This is a genomic window from Rahnella sp. WP5, from assembly GCF_000745615.1.
GTDB lineage: Bacteria > Pseudomonadota > Gammaproteobacteria > Enterobacterales > Enterobacteriaceae > Rahnella > Rahnella aceris.
In genome coordinates, this window is sequence record NZ_JQJR01000013.1 from 104,180 (window position 1) to 125,686 (window position 21,507).

Annotated in this window: 17 protein-coding genes and 1 tRNA gene; 7 read left to right on the forward strand and 11 right to left on the reverse strand. The window is 54.4% G+C overall.

Annotation, left to right across the window (positions count from 1 at the left end):
- Nucleotides 1-115: 115 nt before the first annotated feature.
- Genes EX31_RS13370 through EX31_RS13385 form a run of 4 tightly spaced genes read right to left on the reverse strand, consistent with a single transcriptional unit; the run spans nt 116 to nt 9,223 of the window.
- Nucleotides 116-1,564, reverse strand: coding sequence for an efflux transporter outer membrane subunit (locus tag EX31_RS13370; protein WP_037035201.1), 1,449 nt, complete (start codon nt 1,562-1,564; stop codon nt 116-118).
- Complete coding sequence (locus EX31_RS13375; RefSeq protein WP_037035202.1) at nt 1,557-4,682, reverse strand: efflux RND transporter permease subunit; 3,126 nt, start codon at nt 4,680-4,682, stop codon at nt 1,557-1,559. Before EX31_RS13375 ends, EX31_RS13370 begins: the two co-directional genes overlap by 8 nt.
- Nucleotides 4,683-7,883 carry an efflux RND transporter permease subunit gene (locus EX31_RS13380; protein WP_037035203.1) on the reverse strand — a complete coding sequence of 1,067 codons (3,201 nt, stop codon included), beginning with the start codon at nt 7,881-7,883 and terminating at the stop codon, nt 4,683-4,685.
- The gene (locus tag EX31_RS13385) at nt 7,880-9,223 is read right to left on the reverse strand and encodes an MdtA/MuxA family multidrug efflux RND transporter periplasmic adaptor subunit (protein ID WP_037035204.1); all 1,344 of its coding nucleotides are present in this window, start codon (nt 9,221-9,223) and stop codon (nt 7,880-7,882) included. The genes EX31_RS13380 and EX31_RS13385 overlap by 4 nt, the downstream gene beginning before the upstream one ends.
- Nucleotides 9,224-9,694: 471 nt before the next feature.
- On the opposite strand from EX31_RS13385, the gene EX31_RS13390 reads away from it, so the two are divergent.
- From EX31_RS13390 to EX31_RS13405, 4 genes are all read left to right on the forward strand, one after another.
- Nucleotides 9,695-10,525 carry a gamma-glutamyl-gamma-aminobutyrate hydrolase family protein gene (locus EX31_RS13390; RefSeq protein WP_037035205.1) on the forward strand — a complete coding sequence of 277 codons (831 nt, stop codon included), beginning with the start codon at nt 9,695-9,697 and terminating at the stop codon, nt 10,523-10,525.
- Nucleotides 10,522-11,067 (forward strand): M15 family metallopeptidase, encoded by a 546-nt coding sequence (locus EX31_RS13395; protein WP_015689419.1) that lies wholly within the window; start codon nt 10,522-10,524, stop codon nt 11,065-11,067. The genes EX31_RS13390 and EX31_RS13395 overlap by 4 nt, the downstream gene beginning before the upstream one ends.
- A 51-nt stretch (nt 11,068-11,118) precedes the next feature.
- Complete coding sequence (locus tag EX31_RS13400) at nt 11,119-11,673, forward strand: GNAT family N-acetyltransferase (protein WP_037035206.1); 555 nt, start codon at nt 11,119-11,121, stop codon at nt 11,671-11,673.
- 162 nt (nt 11,674-11,835) lie between these two features.
- Nucleotides 11,836-13,020, forward strand: a complete 1,185-nt coding sequence (locus EX31_RS13405) for a sugar transporter (RefSeq protein ID WP_037035209.1) — start codon at nt 11,836-11,838, stop codon at nt 13,018-13,020.
- A gap of 75 nt (nt 13,021-13,095) precedes the next feature.
- Here EX31_RS13405 and EX31_RS13410 read toward each other — a convergent pair whose 3' ends face one another.
- Nucleotides 13,096-13,512, reverse strand: coding sequence for a DUF2000 domain-containing protein (locus EX31_RS13410; RefSeq protein ID WP_013574124.1), 417 nt, complete (start codon nt 13,510-13,512; stop codon nt 13,096-13,098).
- A gap of 132 nt (nt 13,513-13,644) precedes the next feature.
- Here EX31_RS13410 and EX31_RS13415 point away from each other — a divergent pair, with 132 nt between their 5' ends.
- Nucleotides 13,645-14,121 carry an Lrp/AsnC family transcriptional regulator gene (locus EX31_RS13415; RefSeq protein ID WP_037035211.1) on the forward strand — a complete coding sequence of 159 codons (477 nt, stop codon included), beginning with the start codon at nt 13,645-13,647 and terminating at the stop codon, nt 14,119-14,121.
- 55 nt (nt 14,122-14,176) lie between these two features.
- Here EX31_RS13415 and EX31_RS13420 read toward each other — a convergent pair whose 3' ends face one another.
- The 4 genes from EX31_RS13420 to EX31_RS13435 all read right to left on the reverse strand — a co-directional run bounded on the left by EX31_RS13420 (nt 14,177) and on the right by EX31_RS13435 (nt 17,973).
- Nucleotides 14,177-15,280 (reverse strand): amidohydrolase, encoded by a 1,104-nt coding sequence (locus EX31_RS13420; RefSeq protein WP_037035214.1) that lies wholly within the window; start codon nt 15,278-15,280, stop codon nt 14,177-14,179.
- Nucleotides 15,281-15,327: 47 nt separating this feature from the next.
- On the reverse strand, nt 15,328-15,795 hold the full coding sequence (locus tag EX31_RS13425; protein WP_013574121.1) for a YjiG family protein: 468 nt from the start codon (nt 15,793-15,795) through the stop codon (nt 15,328-15,330).
- On the reverse strand, nt 15,788-16,468 hold the full coding sequence (locus EX31_RS13430) for a nucleoside recognition domain-containing protein (RefSeq protein WP_015689416.1): 681 nt from the start codon (nt 16,466-16,468) through the stop codon (nt 15,788-15,790). Before EX31_RS13430 ends, EX31_RS13425 begins: the two co-directional genes overlap by 8 nt.
- Before the next feature lie 365 nt (nt 16,469-16,833).
- A complete protein-coding gene (locus tag EX31_RS13435; protein ID WP_037035216.1) occupies nt 16,834-17,973 on the reverse strand; it encodes a M20 family metallopeptidase in 1,140 nt (379 codons plus the stop codon).
- A gap of 128 nt (nt 17,974-18,101) precedes the next feature.
- Between EX31_RS13435 and EX31_RS13440 the strand changes: the two genes are divergently transcribed.
- The gene (locus tag EX31_RS13440; RefSeq protein ID WP_037035253.1) at nt 18,102-19,007 is read left to right on the forward strand and encodes a LysR family transcriptional regulator; all 906 of its coding nucleotides are present in this window, start codon (nt 18,102-18,104) and stop codon (nt 19,005-19,007) included.
- A gap of 150 nt (nt 19,008-19,157) precedes the next feature.
- Nucleotides 19,158-20,519, forward strand: a complete 1,362-nt coding sequence (gene argG, locus EX31_RS13445; protein ID WP_015689414.1) for an argininosuccinate synthase — start codon at nt 19,158-19,160, stop codon at nt 20,517-20,519.
- A gap of 71 nt (nt 20,520-20,590) precedes the next feature.
- Here argG and EX31_RS13450 read toward each other — a convergent pair whose 3' ends face one another.
- A complete protein-coding gene (locus EX31_RS13450) occupies nt 20,591-20,842 on the reverse strand; it encodes a helix-turn-helix domain-containing protein (RefSeq protein WP_013574116.1) in 252 nt (83 codons plus the stop codon).
- Nucleotides 20,843-21,388: 546 nt separating this feature from the next.
- A tRNA-Gly gene (locus tag EX31_RS13455) sits at nt 21,389-21,462 on the reverse strand.
- Nucleotides 21,463-21,507 lie beyond the last annotated feature (45 nt).

Consider the following 21,507-nt stretch of genomic DNA (forward strand, 5'->3'; position numbering starts at 1 on the left):
TTAATCGCTGCCATTATCAATATTGATACGTGCTTCGATTAAGGTTTTTCTGATATGAATCTCTACACCAAAGACCGTTTTATGTGTCCTTCGTGCAGAGATAATTCAAACTCTCTTACTTACCCACATCCCCGTTCCATCCCCCGCCCAGTGCGGCGATCAGCTTGACGCTGGTGACCATCTGGGTGCTGAGCAGTGACAGGACGCTTTGTTGCTGGGTCAGGCTGGTGTTCTCGGTGGTCGCGACGTCGAGATAGTCGATCATCCCCGCCTGATACTGGTTGTAGGTCACGCGGGCGGATTCCTTGGCGGAATCGGCGGCGTTCTGGCGGGCGACCAGTTCGCTGTCCAGCGTGTGCAGTTCAACCAGATAATCTTCCACTTCCTGCATCGCGGTTAACACGCTCTGGCGATAACTGGCGACGTCGGCGTCATACGCAGCTTCGGCTTGTGCCACTTTGCCACGGGTGGAACCGAAATCCAGTACCGTCTGGCTGAGTTCCGGGCCTAAAGACCAGACGCGGTTTGGCAACGAGAACAGGTTATGGAAGGCCGAGCTGGCAAAACCGCCGCTGGCACTTAAGGTCAGATCGGGATAATACGCAGCAGTGGCGACACCGACTGCCGCATTGGCAGAGGCCATGGTGCGCTCAGCAGCGGCGATATCAGGACGACGCTGCAGCAGTTGCGACGGAATCGCATCCGGCATCGCAGGCAGGTTCAGTTTTACGTCGCGGGCGGCGAGGCTGAACTGCGCTGGCGGTTTGCCGATCAGTACGGCGATAGCGTGCTCAAGCTGGGCGCGCTGCCATTGCAGATCCAGCGCCGACGCTTTGGTACTTTCCAACTGAGTCTGTGCCTGCGCCAGTGTGCCACGCGAGGTACTGCCACCGGCATACTGGTTCTCAATCACGGTCAGATAACGCTGATAGGCGTCAATACTTTGCTTATACAACGCGATTTGCTGATCCATCACCCGCAACTGGAAATAATCCTGCGCCAGTTCGGATTGCGCGCTGAGCGTCGCATCAGCCAGATCGGCCTTGCTGGCCTGCGCGCTGGCATCCTGTTCTTCCGCCGTGCGGCGCAGTTTGCCCCACAAGTCCAGTTCCCAGCTTGCACTCAATTGTGCGGACTGGCTGTTGCTGGTGGAGGTTGAGGTGCCACTGCGCGTGCTGCCGACGGTGGCATCCACGGAAGGATACAAATCAGAACGCGCCTGCGTCACCAGTGCCTGGGCTTCGCGGTACTGCGCGGCGTACTGGGCAACGTTCTGGTTGGAAATCTGCACCTGTGTCAGCAGGGACGACAGCTCAGGATCCTGATACACCGCCCACCAGTCGCCTTTGGCCTGATTATCTTTCGGGATCGCGGCCGTCCAGCCTTTGGCTTCTTTAAATGCCGTTGGCATAGCCACATCCGGCCGTTTGTAATCAGGGCCGACGGCACAGGCGCTGACCAGTAAGGCCAGCGCCAGCGGAGCAAGACGGAACACCATTGAACGTGTTTTTTGCAGAGTCATCAGATTCGCTTCAGGGTAATGAGTTTCAGTGTGATCAGTCATGAGAACTGGCCTCCGGCGGCGTCGCGTGAGGACGCAGACGTTGCCACAGACGATGCGTCGCGCGGCTGGTGCGATCCATATACAGGTAAACCACCGGCGTGGTGAATAACGTCAGGATCTGGCTCAGTGCCAGCCCGCCGGCAATTGCCAGACCCAGCGGACTGCGCAGATCCGCGTCCCCCCCGCTGCCCATTGCCAGAGGCAGGGCACCAAAGAACGCCGCCAGCGTGGTCATCAGGATCGGACGGAATCGCATCAGACAGGCCTGAGTGATTGCCTGTTGTGGCGTCAGACCCAGCCGCCGTTCGGCGTCGAGCGCGAAGTCGATCATCATGATCGCATTCTTTTTGACGATGCCGATCAGCAGCAGGATCCCGATCAGCGCGATCACCGTCAGTTGCGTATTGGTCATCAGCATCAGCAACAGCGCCCCCAGCCCGGCGGAAGGCAGCGTGGAAAGAATGGTCAGCGGGTGAATATAACTTTCGTATAACACGCCGAGCACGATATATACCGCCGCCAGCGCGGCCAGGATCAGCCACGGCATGGAACTGGCCAGCGCTTCAAACGCCTGCGCCGTCCCCGCATAACTGCCATGAACGGTATCCGGCAAGCCGATTTGTGCCATGGCGGTTTTCAGCGCAGCCTGCGCATCTTCCAGCGCATAGCCGTCGGCGAGGTTGAACGCGATAGTCGTGGTCGCCGTCTGCCCCTGATGGGACACCGACAGCGGTGCGTTGGCGCCGCTGAAGGTGGCAAACGCCGACAACGGCACCTGATTACCAGAATCGGTCACGACATACAGCTGATGCAGCACATCCGGATTGCTGGTGTAGTCAGACGTCAGGTTCATGACCACGTGATACTGGTTCAGCGTTTTATAGATCGTGGCAACCTGCCGCTGGCTGAAAGAATTGTTGAGCAACGTGTCAATCATCTTCACGTTCACGCCCAGTTGCGTGGCACGATCCCGGTCGATATTGAGCATGACCTCCTGACCGCCGGTTTGTGCATCGGAATCCACACCGGTCAGTTGCGGCAGTTTCGCCAGCGCTTTCTGCACCTTCGGTGCCCATTCCCGCAACACCGAAAGATCGTCAGATTGCAGACTGTACTGATACTGCGCGTTGGCGCTGCGCCCGCCGATATGCAGATCCTGCGCCGCCATCAGGAACAACTGCGCGCCCGGCTCCTTGCCGGTCGCCATCATCAGACGGTTAGCCACCTGATTGGCGGTCGAGGTACGTTTGTCGAAATCTTTCAGACGCACGAAGAACGTGGCGGTATTACGTGAACCAAAGCCGCCGCTGCCCGCCGAACTCATCACCGCTTCTACCGCAGGATCGTCCTGAATGATCTTGCTGTATTTCAGCACCTGCGGCTGGATCGACTGGAACGAGGTGTTCTGATCCGCACGCAACATGCCCATCAGCATGCCGGTGTCCTGATCCGGGAAGAAACCTTTTTCCACCACGGTATAAAGATAGAAATTGAGTATCACGGTGAGGAACAACCCGACCAGCGTGATCAGCTGATGGCGCATAACCCAGCCGAGCGCGGCAGAATAGGCCGCCAGCAGTTTGTTAAGGCCATGCTCGATCATGCGGTAGATGCGCGGCTGACGTTTTTCCACCGGCGGTTTACGTTTGAGGAAACGTGCGCACAGCATCGGCGTCAGGCTCAGTGACACCAGCATCGAGATGATCAGCGAGACACTCAGCGTCACCGCAAATTCGCGGAACAGACGCCCGACGATACTGCCCATCAGCAGGATCGGAATGAAAACCGCGATCAGCGACAGCGTCATCGACAGCACGGTGAAGCTGACTTCCTGTGCGCCTTTCAGCGCCGCCCGCACCGGTCCCATTCCCTCTTCGATATGCCGCGTAATGTTCTCCAGCACCACAATGGCATCATCGACCACGAAACCGGTGGAGATGATCAGCGCCATCATCGAGAGGTTATCCAGACTGTAGCCAAGGAGATACATCACCGCGCAGGTCCCGATCAGTGACACCGGTAGCGCCACGGCGGGGATCAGCACAGCATTCCAGTTACGCAGGAACACAAAGACCACCGCGATCACCAGCAGCGTGGCTTCCATCAGGGTCATTTCCGTATCACGCAGGGAAGCGGAAACGTTAGGCGAACGATCCAGAGCCAGGTTCAGTTGCACGTCGCCCGGCAGACTTTCTTTCATCAGCGGCAGCGCGGCTTTGATCGCCTGAATGGTTTCCAGCATGTTCGCGCCAGCCTGGCGCGTTACACCAATCATCACCGACGGCGTGCTGTTGTAATACCCGACGTTGTATTTGTCTTCGACGGAATCATACACATTGGCGATATCGCTGAGGCGGATGGCCGAACCATTGATGTAGGTGACAATCAGCGTTTTGTACTGCGCGGCGGTACTTTGCTGGCCGTTGCCTTCAATCATCCACGACTGATCCGACCCTTGCAGCAAGCCTTTCGGCAGGTTGCTGGTGCTGTCGGCAATCGCAGCACGAATGGTGTCGAGGGAAATCCCGTAAGAGGTGACGGCTTCAGGGCGTAAATCAATGCGCACGCCCGGCAGCGCCGAACCCACCAGAGAAACCTGCCCGACGCCGTTAACCTGTGCGATTTTCTGTTGCAACTGGCTTGAGGCAATATCGTACAACTCACCTTTACTGCGCGTGGCCGAGGTCAGCGCCAGCATGATGATCGGCGCATCCGACGGGTTGGCTTTGCGGTACGTCGGCAGCGACGGCATGCTGCTCGGCAGTAATGCACGGGAGGCGTTAATCGCCGCCTGAACGTCACGCGCCGCGCCGTTGATGTCGCGATCGAGATCGAATTGCAAAATGACGCTGGTCGAACTCTGCGAACTGCGCGAGGTCATTTCCGTCACACCGGCGATTTGCCCGAGCGCCCTTTCCAGCGGCGTCGCCACCGTCGCCGCCATGGTTTCAGGACTGGCACCCGGCAGACTGGCACTGACCAGAATGGTCGGAAAATCGACCTGCGGCAGCGGTGCCACCGGCAGCAGGCGATACCCGAGCAAACCCAGCAGGAGTATCGCCATCGTCAGCAGCAATGTCGCAACCGGGCGGAAGATGAAGAAACGCGAAATGTTCATTTATTCCGCCTGCTTCGCTGCACGCCGGTGACGTGGATTAAGGCGGTGAGAAAGCCGGTCAAACATCAGGTAAATCACCGGCGTGGAGAACAGCGTCAGAACCTGACTGAAGATCAGACCGCCGACGATCACCAGCCCCAGCGGCTGACGCAGTTCCGCGCCGGATCCGCTCGCCAGCATCAGCGGCAACGCCCCGAGCAGCGCGGCCATGGTGGTCATCATGATCGGACGAAAACGCAGTAAACACGCCTGGTGAATCGCCTCACGCGGCGATAATCCCTGTTTGTTTTCCGCATCCAGCGCAAAGTCGATCATCATAATGGCGTTCTTTTTCACGATGCCGATCAACAGGATCACCCCGATCAGTGCGATCAGACTGAATTCCGTACCGGCAAAGATCAGCGACAGCAATGCACCGACCGCCGCCGACGGCAGCGTGGAAAGAATGGTCACCGGATGAATAAAGCTTTCGTACAGAATACCGAGCACGACATACATGGTCAGCAGTGCGGCGAGGATCAGCCACAGCGTGTTGCCGGTGGCACTTTCAAATGACGCCGCCGCACCCTGATAGCGCAAAGTGATGCTGTCCGGCATGGCGATATCAGCCACCGTGGTTTTGATCGCCTGCTGCGCCTGCTCCAGCGAATAACCGTCTTTGAGGTTAAAGGAGACGGTGACCGCCGGGAACTGATTGAGGCGCGCCTGCAACAATGCGCCGGTGCGCATGTGGATTTTGGCAATCGACGTCAGTTTGACCATGCCATTGGTCGCCCCGGCATTGGTGGTGGTGGTCGAGGTGCCGCTGTCCGATGTCGAAGAAGACGTGGTGCTGGTGGTGGTCGCCACCGTGCCGGATGTTGAGGTGCTGTTGTTGGTCGCCAGATAGACATCGTCAAAAGAAGCCGGTGACTGCTGGAACTGCGGGGCCACTTCCAGCACCACGCGGTACTGGTTCGCCTGGGTAAAGATGGTGGAAACCAGCCGCTGGCCGAAAGCGTTGTACAGCGCGGTATCGACGTCAGACGCCGTAATACCGTAGCGTGCGGCAGCGTCGCGATCGAGCTCCACATAGGCTATCTGCCCCTGATTTTGCAGGTTGCTGACCACTTCGCTGAACTCCGGCAATGCACTGAGTTTCTCAATCAGCTTCGGTGTCCATTGCACCAGATTTTCGCTGTCGGCATCATCCAGTGTGAACTGGTACTGGCTTGGCGTGACCTGATCGTCCACCGTCAGATCCTGCGAAGCCTGCATATAAAGCTCAATGCCCGGCACGCCTGCGGTCTCCTGCTTCAGGCGTTCAATGATCGCCGGTGCACGTTCGCTGCGTTCATCAAAGGACTTCAGGCTGATCTGCAAACGTCCGCTGTTCAGACTGGTGTTATTGCCGTCCACGCCGATGGTAGAGGACACGCTTTCCACATCCGGATCATTGAGGATAGCGGCAGTCAGTAATTGCTGACGACGCCCCATCTCGCTGAAGGAGACATCCTGCGAGGCCTGGGTGATCCCCTGGATCATGCCGGTATCCTGCGACGGGAAGAACCCTTTTGGCACAATCACGTACAGCAACGCGGTGAACACTAACGTCGCGGCAGCGACCAGCAGCGTGAGCTTCTGATGGTTCAGTACCACGATCAGCATACGATCGTAACCGGCGATCATTTTGTCAAAAAACTCACCGCCTTTACGGTAAAACTTGCTCTGTTTTTCTTCCGGCGTGTGACGCAGCAAATAGGCGCACAACATCGGTGTCAGGGTCAGCGACACCACCATCGATACCAGAATCGACACGGCCAGGGTAATGGCGAATTCGCGGAACAGACGCCCGACCACATCGCCCATAAACAGCAGCGGGATCAGTACCGCAATCAGCGAGAAGGTCAGGGAAATAATGGTGAATCCGATCTGCTGCGAACCTTTCAGCGCCGCCTGCATCGGCGTTTCGCCCTCTTCGAGGCGTCGTGAAATGTTTTCGACCACCACGATGGCGTCATCGATAACAAAACCGGTGGCGATGGTCAGCGCCATCAGCGAGAGGTTGTTAAGACTGAAACCACACAGGTACATCACACCAAAGGTGCCGACCAGCGAGAGCGGCACGGCCACGCTTGGGATCAGCGTCGCCGCGACATTACGCAGGAACAGGAAGGTGACCATCACCACCAGCGCAATCGACAGCAACAGCTCAAACTGAACGTCGCTGATCGAGGCACGGATAGTCTGGGTACGGTCAGAAATCACGCTGATTTTGACCGACTCCGGCAGCGCTTCCTGCAATTTCGGCAGTTGTGCTTTGATGGCATCCACCACCTGAATCACGTTGGCGCCCGGCTGACGCTGAACGCTGATAATGATCGCCGGTTGTTTGTTCGCCCACGCAGAAAGGTACTGATTTTCCGCGGCTTCGGAGAGCGTCGCGACGTCGCGCAAACGCAGCGCCGCCCCGTTTTCATAATTAACAATCAGGTTGCCGTATTCAGCGGCAGTGCGCAGCTGGTCATTGGCATCGATGGTGATCGAGTGGTGCGGCCCGTCAAAGCCCCCCTTGGAACCGTTAACGTTACTGTTGCCGATCAGCGTGTTGATGGTTTCCATGCTGAGGTTATGCGCCGCCAGCTTGCGCGGATCCACCTGCACGCGGATCGCAGGCTGATGCCCGCCCGCCAGCGTGACCATACCGACGCCGGAAATCTGCGACAGTTTCAACGCCACGCGGGTATTCACCAGATCCTGCACTTTGGTCAGCGGCAGGGATTCAGAGGTCGCGGCTAATGTCAGCACTGCGGCATCCGCCGGATTCACCTTCTTGTAAGTCGGCGGATTAGGCAGATCGCTTGGCAGCAGGCTGTCAGCGGCATTGATCGCCGCCTGCACTTCCTGCTCAGCCACATCAAGGGACAAATCCAGCGAGAATTTCAGCGTAATAATGGAGGAGCCGCTGGCGCTGGTGGAATACATCTGACTCAGCCCCGCCATCTGCCCGAGCTGACGCTCAAGCGGCGCGGTAATACCCGACGCCATCACGTCCGGACTGGCGCCCGGATACAGCGTGGTCACCTGAATGGTCGGGTAATCGACCTGCGGCAGCGCCGAGGTCGAGAGCATGTTGTAGGCGAAAATCCCCGACAACAGCACGGCGACCATCAGCAGAATGGTCGCGACCGGCCGGAGTATAAAGAGGCGTGAAGGATTCATTTAGACCCGCTGTCTTTACCGGCTGTAGTTGGGGGTGCATCAGGCGCGACGGCCGTTTTATCCGCACCGGTAGTGGCTTTATCCACACCGCCGCTCTGCTGACGCTCTTTGGAAGAGCCACCTGCTGCTGCAGCCTCACCGGAATTCGGTGTGACAATCTCGACTTTGGTGCCGTTGTTCAGACGGTCAATACCGGTGGTGACCACCTGCTCGCCCGGCTTCACGCCGGACAAAATCGCCACCTGGTCATCACCAAAATCCGGGCCGGACTTCACGCTGCGACGCTCAATGGTGCTGTCGGCTTTCACCACATACACAAAGTCGCCGTCGCTGCTCAGCTGCAATGCCGCCGCCGGGATCACCGTGGCATCTTTCAGCGTCGCGACCTGCAGACGGGCATTCACAAACTGATTCGGATAGAGTTTTTCATCGTCATTATCAAACAACGCTTTCAGCTTGATACTGCCGGTACTGGTGTCAATTTCGTTGCTGATAAATTGCAGTTTGCCCTGTCCGAGCACTTCGCTGCCGCTCTGGTCAAAAGCCGTAGTCGGCAACTGATTGCCGCCGCGCAGGGCTTTGAGCAGGGTTTGCAAATTGCTTTGCGGCACGCTGAAGGTCACGGCAATCGGCTGAGTCTGGGTAATGGTAACGATGCCGGTGGTCGAACTGCTGGTGACCATGTTGCCCGGATCCACCAGACGCAGGCCGACGTGGCCGCTGACCGGCGCGGTGATTTTAGCGTACTCAAGGTTCAGCTTAGCGGCGGCGATTTGCGCCAGATCGGCTTTCACTGCTCCCGCGTACTGACCGGCGGTCGCAATCTGGCTTTCCAGATCCTGACGCGCCAGGGAATCCTGTGCATACAGTTTGCGGTAACGCGCCAGCGTCAGTTCGGCACTTTTCGACAGCGCCTGATTCTGCGCTAAATCGCCCTGATACTGTTCCAGCGTGGCCTGATAACTGCGCGGATCAATCTGCGCCAGCAACTGACCCTGCTCCACTTTCTGCCCTTCGGTGAAATACACCTTCATCAGCTGACCATCGACACGGCTGGTCACCGTCACCGTCGCGTTCGCCACCACCGTGCCCAGCGCACGCAGATACACCGGCACATCGGCCTGTGTGGCCTTTCCTGCCTGCACCGGCGTTGCCATTCCTGCCATCATCTGGCCGCGCATTGCGCGCATACCGCCACGGCCCGGTTTTTTATGGGCAGAGGGATCAGAGGCACTTTGGTGGAAAGCAAAAAACCAGACCAGGATCGCGGCAACGATAATGGCGACAATAACCCACACGAATGTGCGTTTTTTGGAACGAGACGAGGCAGTCGGCAGCATAAATTTCTTGGTTTCGCAGTATTAATGAGGAGAAAACAGCTGAAAAATGACCTTCAACCAGAGATTTTCAATATCAGTCAAAAAACCATTATCCCCGAAAAGTGCGGGTGTCTGTTTTTAGGACAACGTAAAGATTTCGTTAGCAATTAAGAATTTCTATTTCTATCAGCAGGATGAATTATACCCGCTAATTTATCCTTTCGAGGCATCTAATGTTAATCACTAAATGAGAATGAATATTGAAGACCGCAACAAAAAAGCATCAGGAAGTGTCAACGAAGACCGGAATTTTGTCAGGAAAACGCGGAGTTAGTGCGGAAAATGCACTGAGATCCCACCCGAACAGGTGAGAAAACCAGAGCTAAATCCTGAAAATATGACCTATAGATAATTTATATTGTTTGCGCCGACCACGGCTTGATATGGTGAAATTTCTGATTGTTTTTCATTTCCATGCAGGGACTCAGGCGAATGCAGACAAAATTTCAATCCAGACCGGTCATTGGGGTAACGCTCGACAGCGAGGAAGCCGGTGGCTATGCCGATTATCCCTGGTACGCCTTACGTCAGAACTATATGAACAGCCTGGCGGAACTGGGTGCCGTTCCGCTGGCGTTGCCACATCACGCGGCGCTGGCCGATGAATATCTGGCGCTGTGCGACGGCATTGTCGTGACCGGCGGGGCGTTTGATGTACCGCCTGAACTGTTTAATGAGCAACAAACCAGTGATCAGGTTCGCCTGAAACCCGCCCGCACCGAATTTGAAAAAGCCATTGTTAAAGGTGCCATGCAGCGCAATATGCCGCTGCTCGGGATTTGCGGTGGCCAGCAACTGCTTGCCGTATTAACCGGCGGCACGCTGCATCAGCATATTCCCGATGCGCTGCCCGATGCCCTGGAGCACAGCACCACTGTCGACACCGAAAACGCGGGCGGCAAAAAACGCGCGCGTCACCCGGTAGAAATTGTTGAAGGTTCACTGCTCAGCCGCTGCGTAGATCGTGACCATTACGTCGTGAACAGCTCACACCATCAGGCAGTGAAATCCGTCGGTCCCGGCTGTATCGTCAATGCTTACGCACCCGACGGCGTGATCGAAGGCATTGAATGTGAAGGCTATGATTTCTGTCTTGGTGTGCAATGGCACCCTGAATATCAGCAACATGCGCAGGATACTCAGCTTCTTAATGCATTTGTTGTTGCCGCTTCGCGCTATCAGCAGTCGATGCGCTCAGCAGGTAAGGCGATGACGGAAGCCATGAATGATGTGATCGGCCGTGCGGGAGACGAACCGGCATGAACCCGGCGGCACTGAAATCGCAAACGGAGCAGATACTGCGGGAACTGCATATCGACCCGGCGGTTATCGCACATCGCACGCTGCCGTATTTTGAAGAAGTAAGTGAGCACTTACTGGTGGAGGCGGAAACGGATGCCGAAAGCGGTAAAATATACCGTCTGACCGCCCCCGCCTCTGCCGCCTGGCATACCATGAGACAGCAGGCGGCTACTGACGGCGTGGGGATTTATCTGGTTTCCGCCTACCGCAGCCTGAATTATCAGGCTGATTTAATCCGCGCCAAACAACTGGCAGGCATCGCCCCGGAAGATTTCTTTACCTCGCTGGCGCCGCCCGGATGCAGCGAGCATCACACCGGCTGCGCCGTGGATATCAATACGCCCGGCTGCGACGAAGTGACCGGCGTTTTTGGTGAAACAGAAGCTTTTCAGTGGCTGCAAAGCCACGCCGCCGGATTCGGTTTTGTGATGTCATTCCCGCTGAACAATCCCTGGGGATTCATTTATGAACCGTGGCACTGGTGCTGGCATTCCAATTCCTGATGAATCCTCTACACTTACCGCCCTCTCCGCTACAGGCTTTAAGGGACCACCATGGAACTCGCCGTCACGAACGCTGATTTTTACCTTAAAATTTTGGGGCCGGAAGACACGGCTGTCGTTCATGCTTATTTTCGCGATAACGCCGCGCATCTCGCGCCGTGGGAGCCTTTGCGGCCAGCGAACTTTTACGCGCCTGAAACCCTGCGGGTCCGTCTGAGCAATGCTTTTGATGAAGCGGCCTGCGGTACGGCATTCCAGTTTGGCATCATCAGCCGTGAAACCGGTGACATGCTCGGTGCCTGCAATTTTACCGGCATCGCCCGCGGCCCCTTTCAGGCCTGCCATCTGGGATATTCGGTCGCGGAAAACCAGCAGGGAAAAGGACTGATGCATCGGTCGCTGACAACCGCCATTGATTACCTGTTTCGCGAGCAGGGTCTGCACCGCATTATGGCCAGCTATATTCCGGACAATCATAAAAGTGAGCGCGTACTACTGCGCCTGGGCTTTGAACGCGAAGGGTATGCGAAGTCATATCTGAAAATTGCCGGTTGCTGGCAGGATCACGTACTGACTTCCCTGATCAATCCTCACGACAATGCGTGAGGAACATCACAGTTACCATCACTAAAATTGTCGCCTGAAGATTTATCTGATAGGCCAATTTTCTGTTTCATTTTTCGAACAAATAAAACACACTATGCGTTCAACAGGCATCTGGCAGACAGATGCCTGATTTCAACATCTTCTTATAAGTCATAAATTTCAATGCAATCAGATACCGTTTCGCGCAGGACAGCATGGCTTCGCGTTGTGATGATGGCTATTGCCGCATTCATCTTCAATACCACTGAATTTGTGCCCGTCGGATTACTCTCCGACATCGCCGCCAGTTTCAATATGCAGACAGCACAGGTTGGCCTGATGCTGACCATTTACGCGTGGGTGGTCGCGCTGATGTCGCTGCCGCTGATGCTGCTGACCCGCAACGTTGAACGAAAGCGCCTGCTGATCATCATCTTTTGCCTGTTTATCGCCAGCCATGCGTTATCTGTCGTCGCCTGGGATTTCTGGAGTCTGGTGGCCTCGCGCGTCGGTATCGCCCTCGCCCACGCCATTTTCTGGTCGATCACCGCCTCACTGGCGATCCGTGTGGCACCGGCCGGTAAAAAAACGCAGGCACTCAGTATGTTAGCGACCGGCACCGCACTGGCGATGGTGCTCGGCTTGCCGCTGGGTCGTCTTATCGGTCAGTATCTTGGCTGGCGAACCACCTTTATGAGCATCGGCATCGTTGCGCTGATGACACTGATTTGTCTGATTAAACTGCTGCCGCCGCTGCCAAGTGAACATACCGGCTCACTGAAAAGCGTGCCGATGTTGTTCCGCCGTCCGGCGCTGGTCGGTATGTATCTCCTGACTGCGCTGATAGTGACCGCTCACTATACGGCATACAGTTATATCGAACCGTTTATCCAGAGTGTTGCCAACATGGGTGAAAACTTCACCACTTTCCTGCTGCTGATTTTCGGCGGCGCGGGTATTCTCGGCAGCATTGCGTTCAGTTTGCTTGGCAACCGTTTCCCGGCAGCCATGCTCAGCGGCCCGATCCTGCTGGTCACGCTTAGCATGCTGCTGTTGTTTGTGGCGGTGATGAATCCGGTCGCGATTTCAGTGCTGTGTATTATCTGGGGACTGGCGATGATGATTCTCGGCCTGGCAATGCAGGTGCGCGTGCTGGCGCTGGCGACCGACGCCACCGACGTGTCAATGGCGCTGCTTTCCGGTATTTATAACATCGGTATCGGTGCCGGCGCGCTGATCGGCAATCAGGTGAGTCTGCATCTGGAAATGAGCAACATCGGCTACGCCGGTGGCCTGATCGGCTGCATTGCGTTCGTCTGGTGTCTGACGATTTTCAAACGCTATCCGCAACTGAAAGCGACGAGCTGAATACGGATTAGCGCAAAACTCAGACCGAATACCATCCCTGTATTCGGTCTTTTTTATATCTGTATCTTCAACACATTAGCGCAATAACTTCAGGTTTCCCGTCAGCGATTTAATCCACTTTTCCGGCCCCACCAGCCCGACACCGTCGATCACTTCATCGTATAAATCCCGCAACGGGAACGTCATTTCGTATTGCTCAAACTGATGCATCGTGCGCGCAAATGCCGGGAACGGCACCACGCTGCGCTCGCCTGCTGCGTCCAGTGCTTTAAACATCAGCGCCTTAATGTGATCGGGCGTGGCCTGCAGAATCGGCAGCGGAGTTTTAGAGATAGTATCGGTCGTGACACCCTTTGCGTCAGTCAGCGAACTGCCCGCCAGCATCGGGAATTTTGCCGCTAATCCGATGCCAATTACGCCTGCCGTGTTCGCCAGTAATCCCGGCGGAAGTTCGGGATTGAGAATAATTGCCACCCGCAGTTTATCTGCCATTTTTGCGCCCTTTTCATCATTATTGATGACAAAAATGATAGCGCCTGGCCGCTGAAAGGTGCTTTCTTTTCCCGCCGTAAAATGCCCTAATCTGGTTATCTCTTTCTTAAAATCACATTTAAAAGGCAGATTATGTCCGTATCTGAAATTTCACCGGCAGACCTTCGCATTCTCAAACAACTTCAGGGTTCGGGCCGAATGACCAATCAGGAGCTGGCGGAAAAAGTGGGCATGGCCGCTTCTCCCTGCTGGCGGCGCATGAAACAGCTGGAAGACAGCGGCATAATCACCGGTTATCAGGCGAACATCGACAGGAAAAAAATCGGGCTGGGGTTGCTGGCGTTTATCCGGGTGAAAATCGACAGTCACAGCGAGGAAGATGCGCAACGTTTCGAGCAGGAAGTGGGGGCGCTGCCTTCGGTGATTGCCTGTTACGCGATTGCCGGTGATGCGGATTTTCTGTTGCAGGTGGTCGCTAAAGATCTCGACAGTTTTTCCAGTTTCGCGATGGAAGTGGTGCGTCGTCTGCCGGGCATCAAAGAGATGCAAACCTCGTTTGTGCTCAGGGAAGTGAAACCGCTGGATGTGCTGCCGCTGGAGGGAATGTAAGGCAATGCCCGACAAAAGCCGGGCATGTTTTTAAAACAATGACGCGCCGTAATGCTTATCCCAGCACTCTTTTCACGCAGCCTTTAAATACCCTGACACCAATCTCCAAAGCGTCGAGATCAAAGCGCATATCAGGATGATGCAGCCCGGGCGTGAGATTCGCGCCCAGTCCCCAGAACCCGGTTTTAATGGCCGGACGCTGGCGTGAATAGTGGAAGAAATCTTCACTGCCCGGTGTAAATTTCGGTTCAGTCAGGCCCTCTGCACCTAAAACTTCTGTAACAGATTCCGCGATAATCGCGGTTACGTCACTGTCGACTTCTGCCGCAGGCATCTCTTTCATCACATGAATTTCCGCGGTGGCACCCAGCGCCGCCACGCTGTGCTCAATCGCACGAAGCACCTTTGCTTTCAGTTCATCCATCGGTTCATTGTGCTGCGAACGCAAATCCCAGCACACGCGGGCTTCCGCTGGCACAGAATTCGTCACACCCGCATCGCACAGGAAACGGGTGGCTTTCACGCTGTATGTCAGGCTCGGTGCCAGATGAATAGTATTCACTGCCTGAACCGCCGCCACGGCGGCATCCAGCGCGTTAATGCCCAGGTGCGGGCGCGCCGCGTGAGAAGGAACGCCGGTGATAATCGCCTCCACCGTCGCACAGGCAGAGTAATACATCGCGGGCACCGCCTGCCCCATCGGGCATTCTTCAAGTGGCCGCACATGGAACCCCAGCAGCATATCCACATCATCAATGGCGCCCCCTTCCACCATGGCCAGGGCGCCGGTGCCCAGCTCTTCAGCGGGCTGGAACAAAATTTTCAGGCGGCCTTTTTTAACCATACCTTCTTGCATGATTTCCTGCGCCGCTGCGAGCACGACAGAGGAGTGACCATCGTGGCCGCAGGTATGGCGCGCCACCAGCTCGCCATCAATGATATGGCCGAGTGCATCCATATCGGCACGCAACGCCATGACCGGACCGGGCTTGCCGCTGTCGATTTCAGCAATAATTCCTGTGGTGCCGTTCACATGACGCGTGACGTTAAACCCCGCATCTTCAAGCGCCTGCGCGATATAAGCCGATGTTTTAAATTCGGTAAAACCCAGTTCAGGGATGAGATGTAAATGTTGATAATGTTCAATAGCTTTCGACACGGGTAAACACTCCGGTAAATTCATTTTCAAAACAGTGCAATCGAAAATCAGGCAAAAATTCGCATCAGGATCATCGAAATAATGGCGTTCAGTACGCTGGTCAGCATCAGCAGAGGCCAGTATTTTTTCGGCACATCCGCCACGCCAAGCAGGCGTCCCATGTATTGCAACTGAGAACCCATCAGGAAAATTGCCGGTGCCAGGATGGTAATCTGCGTCATATCCAGCGTGCCTTTGGTCAGCAAACTGATAGCTACACCCGTACCCGCCGAAGACGATAGCCATGATGTAAGCAGCACGGTAACGGCTTCACCGGGCAATCCCAGCAACCCCATGAGTGGCGCGAAAATGTGCCCCACCAACGTCATTACGCCGAGCAGATTGAGCATTTCTGAAATGACGTAAGCCATTACCACGTTAGGCATCAGATTATTGATAGCAATATTGAAACCTTTACGGGCACCGACCACGAAAATATCGAACGGGTTTGAGGAAACTCGGGTGGCATTACTCATTTTCAAAATCTCTTTTATAAACGGTGTTCAACACAAAGCGGACAAATACCGCGCCGACAAATTTCATCACGAACATCACCACCAGCGGAATAATCACCGGCATGGTTAATGATGCAAACATAGCGGAACCGATGGAGAAATAGTTGTTGATCAGACCGGCACCGGAATATTGCCATGCGCCCATGATCACCACATCTTTCTTTGTGACCTGTTTATTATCGTAAAGCTCTTTACTTAATGCAGCGCCGGCGTCAGTGCTTTGCAGATCGGTAATTAACGCCAGACCGGTGTGGCCGGGAATGCCTAATATCGGCTTAAGCAGTGGTGTTAATAATTTATGTGCAGCCCGGATAGCCCCGTAGTGCGTAAATATTTCTAATAATCCCAGTGCCAGCATGACCGTCGGCACCAGAGATAAGGCAAAAAGGAAACCGGCTTTCGCACTGACACCGCCCGCCCCGACAAACGTGCTGGTTTCACCTTTCATGGTACCGAACGAACCGCCCAGCGTGGTGAAGTCAAAGGCTCCCAGCCACGCCATGCCATCCACCTTTAAAAATGCACCAGAAAACAGCAGGATAACGACAATAAGCGACACGTATGCCCCCTTACCGACTTTCCACTCATCCACCTCAGGGGTGGCTCTCTGTTCTGATATTCGTGTGTCACTCATACTAACGTTCCTTCTCTGGTATCTGTCTGCAATAAAAAATCAGGAATACAATTCCTGTCAGTTTTCAATCAATGTCATGTGAGAAAACAGGTTATTCATTCAGCACCTGATTTCTGCTCATTTTTATTTTTAACCACAGACAAGAGAGCAGGAAACGTGCCAACTTTCACTTTTTAATAAACAGTAAAAATAGTTAAAAAACAGATAAAAAATAAAAACGAAAAATAGCCCTCATCGTAATAAAGGCTTTTTAATAAAATCATTCAATCGCGATGAAATAACCGGGAATTCATTGCACCATTTTGGTTTATGACGCACCAATAAAGGGCCCGGGTATTTTATTTCATGCACTGTTTATCAACATGTCATATGGCTACTTCCCCGCTGCCCAGAATTATTTCAGCAAGCAATGCTGCCCGCAGCGGAATATCATCAATAATAATATGCTCGTCCCGGGCATGAATGCCGGAGCCTGTCGCACCCAGTCCGTCGAGCGTGGGGATACCCAGCGCCGACGTAAAATTACCGTCGCTGCCGCCGCCGACCGCTTTGCCTTTCAGCGTAATTCCCAGTCGTTCAGCAGCATGCTGCGCCTGCAAAAAAAGCGCTAAATTCTGCGGTGTCTGTTCCATTGGCGGGCGGGACATCCCGCCGGTGACCACCACCTGCGCACCGGCAAGATGCGGCTGGCAATCCTTGATGGCCGCTTCCACGCGCGCGGCCTCTGCCATATTGGTCACACGTAAATCCACACCCAGTACGGCATGATCGGCGACCACGTTAATTTTACCGCCACCGCTTGCCAGACCGACGTTGACCGTCGTGCCAGCCTCTGGGGCATTCAGGCTGTGAAGGGCTAAAATCTGATGCGCCATTTCCTCAATCGCGCTGATGCCATCTTCCGGATTGTTGCCCGCATGGGCCGAACGACCGGTGATTTTCACTTCAAACCGGCCGGATCCTTTACGGGCAATTTTGGCCTCATGGGTGCGCGCCACAGCCGGTTCAGCCACCAGAACCCGTCCGGAATCAGCAGCACATTGTTCAATCCATTTACGCGATGACGGGCTGCCGAGTTCTTCATCCGAAGGACAAATAAACTGAATGCGATGCGGCGACAGCACGCCGGTTTGTACCAGCGCCCGCACCGCCCAGATTGCCTGCACGAGCCCGCCTTTCATATCCAGCACACCGGGCCCATACAACCGGCCGTCTTTTTCCACCATCTCCAGCTCACCGCATTCCCACACAGTATCGAAATGGCCAAGAATACTGGTCACCTGCGTCCCGTGACCGACACTGAACAGCAGATGATTGCCGAGTTTTTCCTGCGGGCAAACCTGCGCCTGCACATCCAGCCGCTCCGCCATGATGCTTTGCAGGACGTCTCCGCAACGGTCAACCGCCACTTTATTCAGCGAAGGGGATTCGGCCTGAACCAGGCGCTTTATATCACTGAGGATCAGCGAGGCATGTTGTTGCAGATAGTCATACACGGTTGGCATGAAATTTCCCGATGTCTGTTTTGTCGTCAATTTTGATTATCTACAACCCATCACATAATATAAATGTCGTTTCAATGACTATATTGTTGCCTTTTGGTCAACAGACACCAGGAACACCGATGAGCCAGATGTTTCACGAGAAGCAGATCAGTTATCTCTACGAGGTGGGGATCCAGGGCGGGATCCGCCGTGCGGCCGATATTCTTGGCGTCAACGCTTCGGTGATCAGCCGTCAGATCGCCCTGCTGGAACGCACACTGCAACTGCCCTTACTTGAACGCAGCGGACGCACAGTGGTGCTGACCGATGCAGGAAAACTGCTGGCGGATGATTTTTTTGAAAGCCGGATACGTCGCGAAAAACTGGAGCGACATTTAAAAGATTTGCGCTATATGAAAGGCGGCGCAGTCACCATTCGCGTCGGTGCCGGACTGGTTGATACCTTTGTCGAACACGTACTGAAAAACTTTGCGACATCCTATCCCAATGTTTTTGTGGAAATTGTCGCAGGGAATATGCAGGAAACACTGGCGTCGATTGTCCAGGGTGAGGCCGATATGGCACTGGCGTTTGGCCCGATTGGTAACCCGGAACTGAAGCGCCACAGTTTTCCGTGGGGGCCGATCTGCGCAGTGGTCAATCCGCAGCACCCGATCGCACATCTGAAAACAGTCTCGATCGAAGAACTGAACAAGCACCCGCTGATTTCGCTCAGTGAGACGTTTGGTTTGCAACGCCACATGAACGCGATGTTCCAGAGCAAAGGTTTTTTGTTCACCCCTGCCTACCGCTGTAACCTGTTCTCGACGGCCATGAGCCTGAGCATTTCAGGCATGGGGATTTCCTTTATGAGCGCACAGGCGGCAGGCGAACGCATCGAGCACGACATTCTGGTGGCGGTTCCCATTGATCACCCTATCGCCACCGAAGCCCAGTGCCATTTATTGCGCAATTCAGACCGGCGTTTCACGCCCGCAGCGCATCATCTATGGCAGTTACTGCTGAATTTTTTCCAGAAACAGAATGAGCGATAAGGCGTTTTGCAGTGCATGACAATTAGATAGTTATGCGGTAAAATTTACATAAATATGCAAAATGTCTTTTACCCAACGCCGGTTTTGCGATATCAATATAGGCATTGAAACTTTTAGCAGACAGACCCCCATTCATACAGGATTTAACCGATGACAACTATTCTCAAGCACCTTCCTATCAATCAGCGTGTGGGGATTGCATTCTCCGGCGGTTTGGACACCAGTGCAGCCCTGCTGTGGATGCAGAAAAAAGGGGCGATTCCTTATGCCTACACGGCCAATCTGGGTCAGCCTGATGAAGAAGATTACGATGCCATTCCGCGTAAAGCGATGGAGTACGGTGCAGAGAAAGCCCGCCTGATTGACTGCCGTAAACAACTGGTTGCAGAAGGGATTGCCGCCATTCAGTGTGGCGCATTCCATAACACTACGGCGGGCGTGACTTACTTCAATACCACGCCGCTGGGCCGTGCCGTGACCGGCACCATGCTGGTTGCCGCAATGAAAGAAGACGGCGTCAATATCTGGGGCGACGGCAGCACATATAAAGGTAACGACATTGAACGTTTCTACCGTTACGGTCTGCTGACCAATGCTGAACTGAAGATTTATAAGCCGTGGCTGGATACCGACTTTATCGATGAACTCGGTGGCCGTCATGAGATGTCCGAATTCATGATTCAGTCCGGTTTCGATTACAAAATGTCGACCGAGAAAGCCTACTCCACTGACTCCAACATGCTGGGCGCAACGCACGAAGCCAAAGATCTGGAATTCCTCGATTCCGGCGTCAAAATCGTTAACCCGATTATGGGCGTGAAATTCTGGGACGAGAATGTGGTCGTGAAAGCGGAAGAAGTCTCCATCCGTTTTGAGCGTGGTTATCCTGTCGCACTGAATGGCGTGACCTTTGACGACAGCGTGGAGCTGATGATGGAAGCCAACCGCATCGGCGGTCGTCATGGCTTGGGGATGAGCGACCAGATTGAAAACCGTATTATCGAAGCCAAAAGCCGTGGCATCTACGAAGCCCCGGGAATGGCGCTGCTGCACATCGCTTACGAGCGTCTGCTGACCGGTATTCATAACGAAGACACCATCGAGCAATATCACGCAAATGGCCGTGTACTGGGTCGTCTGCTGTATCAGGGCCGTTGGTTCGATCCGCAGGCTCTGATGCTGCGTGACTCCGCACAGCGTTGGGTCGCCAGCGAAATCACCGGTGAAGTGACTCTGGAACTGCGTCGCGGTAATGACTACACCATCATGAATACGGTGTCTGAAAACCTGACTTACAAACCAGAACGTCTGACCATGGAAAAAGGCGATTCTGTGTTCTCACCGGATGACCGTATTGGTCAACTGACCATGCGTAATCTGGATATCACCGATACCCGCGAGAAGCTGCAAAACTACGTTGAGACAGGCTTGCTGACTTCTTCCGCCTCTACCGGTTTACCGCAGGTGGATAACAATAATCTGCCACGCGGATTGCAGGTGAAGAATAAGTAATTGCTGTTAGCGTAAACGAGCGGGCAGGATCATCATCATTACTGATGCCCTGCCCGCTCAATAATTTGCACCTAATGATTTCGTGTACGGCGTTCAATTAACTGATGTGTTTTCGGGTTGTAATAACGGCTCGGCCAGATCACCGCAGGATGCACGCCAATTGCCTGACCAATCAGTATTTCCCCTTTCGGCCACGGACGTGAAAGCGCGTTCGATAACGTCGAAGAACTTAACCCCGCAGCCCGTGATACCGCCGCCAGTGTCGTACCCTTCTTGCGTAACGCCGCAATAATATCTGCCTGATGCCAGTCTTGATTATTCATGAGTTTGTGCTCCTGAGGTCAGGATCACAGGGGAATGGGGGAAAGGTAAAAAGGTGAATAACTGATACAGGTTCATTGAGAACTCCATCTAACTAAGCTGATGTTTTCGCACAACAGAAATTGTGCCGTTTCCAGTAGAGTTCGAGTTCTCACGCCCGGCTGCGGATTTTGCCGCAGCGACGCGACTATAGCGTAAAGCGCGTGACTAAACCAAGTGGCTAAGAACGAAACTGAGGTGATGATTCCAGATAAATTTAATGGTTTGCAAGGAGTTGCAGGGATTGCAGGTGTGCTCCTCCTCCTGCGAAGGGGGAGGCTGGGTGGGGGTTTAGCAAACCCTAAAACAGTCGATGTTTCCGCATTGCGATCTGACCTTAATACCCCACCCCAACCCTCCCCTTCGCAGGGGAGGGAGCTGATTTGCATCATTTTTAAACTTTTGAGTTCAAAATTTAGACATGCAGAAACGACGTACAGGAAATACGAATAATCGGGATTGGGTAGTGAATTTTTTGGGGTATTGAACAGATTTGAGGAAGAAGCTTTTGGAGCGGGTGAAGGGAATCGAACCCTCGTATAGAGCTTGGGAAGCTCTCGTTCTACCATTGAACTACACCCGCATCGGTGTGCGACTGGCATTATAACCGGTTACGACGGCGGAGCAA

Coding starts and splice junctions, on each gene's coding strand:
- EX31_RS13390 (WP_037035205.1), top strand. CDS start 9,695: ATGCAGACAAAATTTCAATCCAGACCGGTCATTGGGGTAACGCTCGAC.
- EX31_RS13405 (WP_037035209.1), top strand. CDS start 11,836: ATGCAATCAGATACCGTTTCGCGCAGGACAGCATGGCTTCGCGTTGTG.
- EX31_RS13450 (WP_013574116.1), bottom strand. CDS start 20,842: ATGAATAATCAAGACTGGCATCAGGCAGATATTATTGCGGCGTTACGC.
- EX31_RS13385 (WP_037035204.1), bottom strand. CDS start 9,223: ATGCTGCCGACTGCCTCGTCTCGTTCCAAAAAACGCACATTCGTGTGG.
- EX31_RS13435 (WP_037035216.1), bottom strand. CDS start 17,973: ATGCCAACCGTGTATGACTATCTGCAACAACATGCCTCGCTGATCCTC.
- EX31_RS13395 (WP_015689419.1), top strand. CDS start 10,522: ATGAACCCGGCGGCACTGAAATCGCAAACGGAGCAGATACTGCGGGAA.
- argG (WP_015689414.1), top strand. CDS start 19,158: ATGACAACTATTCTCAAGCACCTTCCTATCAATCAGCGTGTGGGGATT.
- EX31_RS13440 (WP_037035253.1), top strand. CDS start 18,102: ATGTTTCACGAGAAGCAGATCAGTTATCTCTACGAGGTGGGGATCCAG.
- EX31_RS13370 (WP_037035201.1), bottom strand. CDS start 1,564: ATGACTGATCACACTGAAACTCATTACCCTGAAGCGAATCTGATGACT.
- EX31_RS13375 (WP_037035202.1), bottom strand. CDS start 4,682: ATGAACATTTCGCGTTTCTTCATCTTCCGCCCGGTTGCGACATTGCTG.
- EX31_RS13430 (WP_015689416.1), bottom strand. CDS start 16,468: ATGAGTGACACACGAATATCAGAACAGAGAGCCACCCCTGAGGTGGAT.
- EX31_RS13380 (WP_037035203.1), bottom strand. CDS start 7,883: ATGAATCCTTCACGCCTCTTTATACTCCGGCCGGTCGCGACCATTCTG.
- EX31_RS13415 (WP_037035211.1), top strand. CDS start 13,645: ATGTCCGTATCTGAAATTTCACCGGCAGACCTTCGCATTCTCAAACAA.
- EX31_RS13425 (WP_013574121.1), bottom strand. CDS start 15,795: ATGAGTAATGCCACCCGAGTTTCCTCAAACCCGTTCGATATTTTCGTG.
- EX31_RS13410 (WP_013574124.1), bottom strand. CDS start 13,512: ATGGCAGATAAACTGCGGGTGGCAATTATTCTCAATCCCGAACTTCCG.
- EX31_RS13400 (WP_037035206.1), top strand. CDS start 11,119: ATGGAACTCGCCGTCACGAACGCTGATTTTTACCTTAAAATTTTGGGG.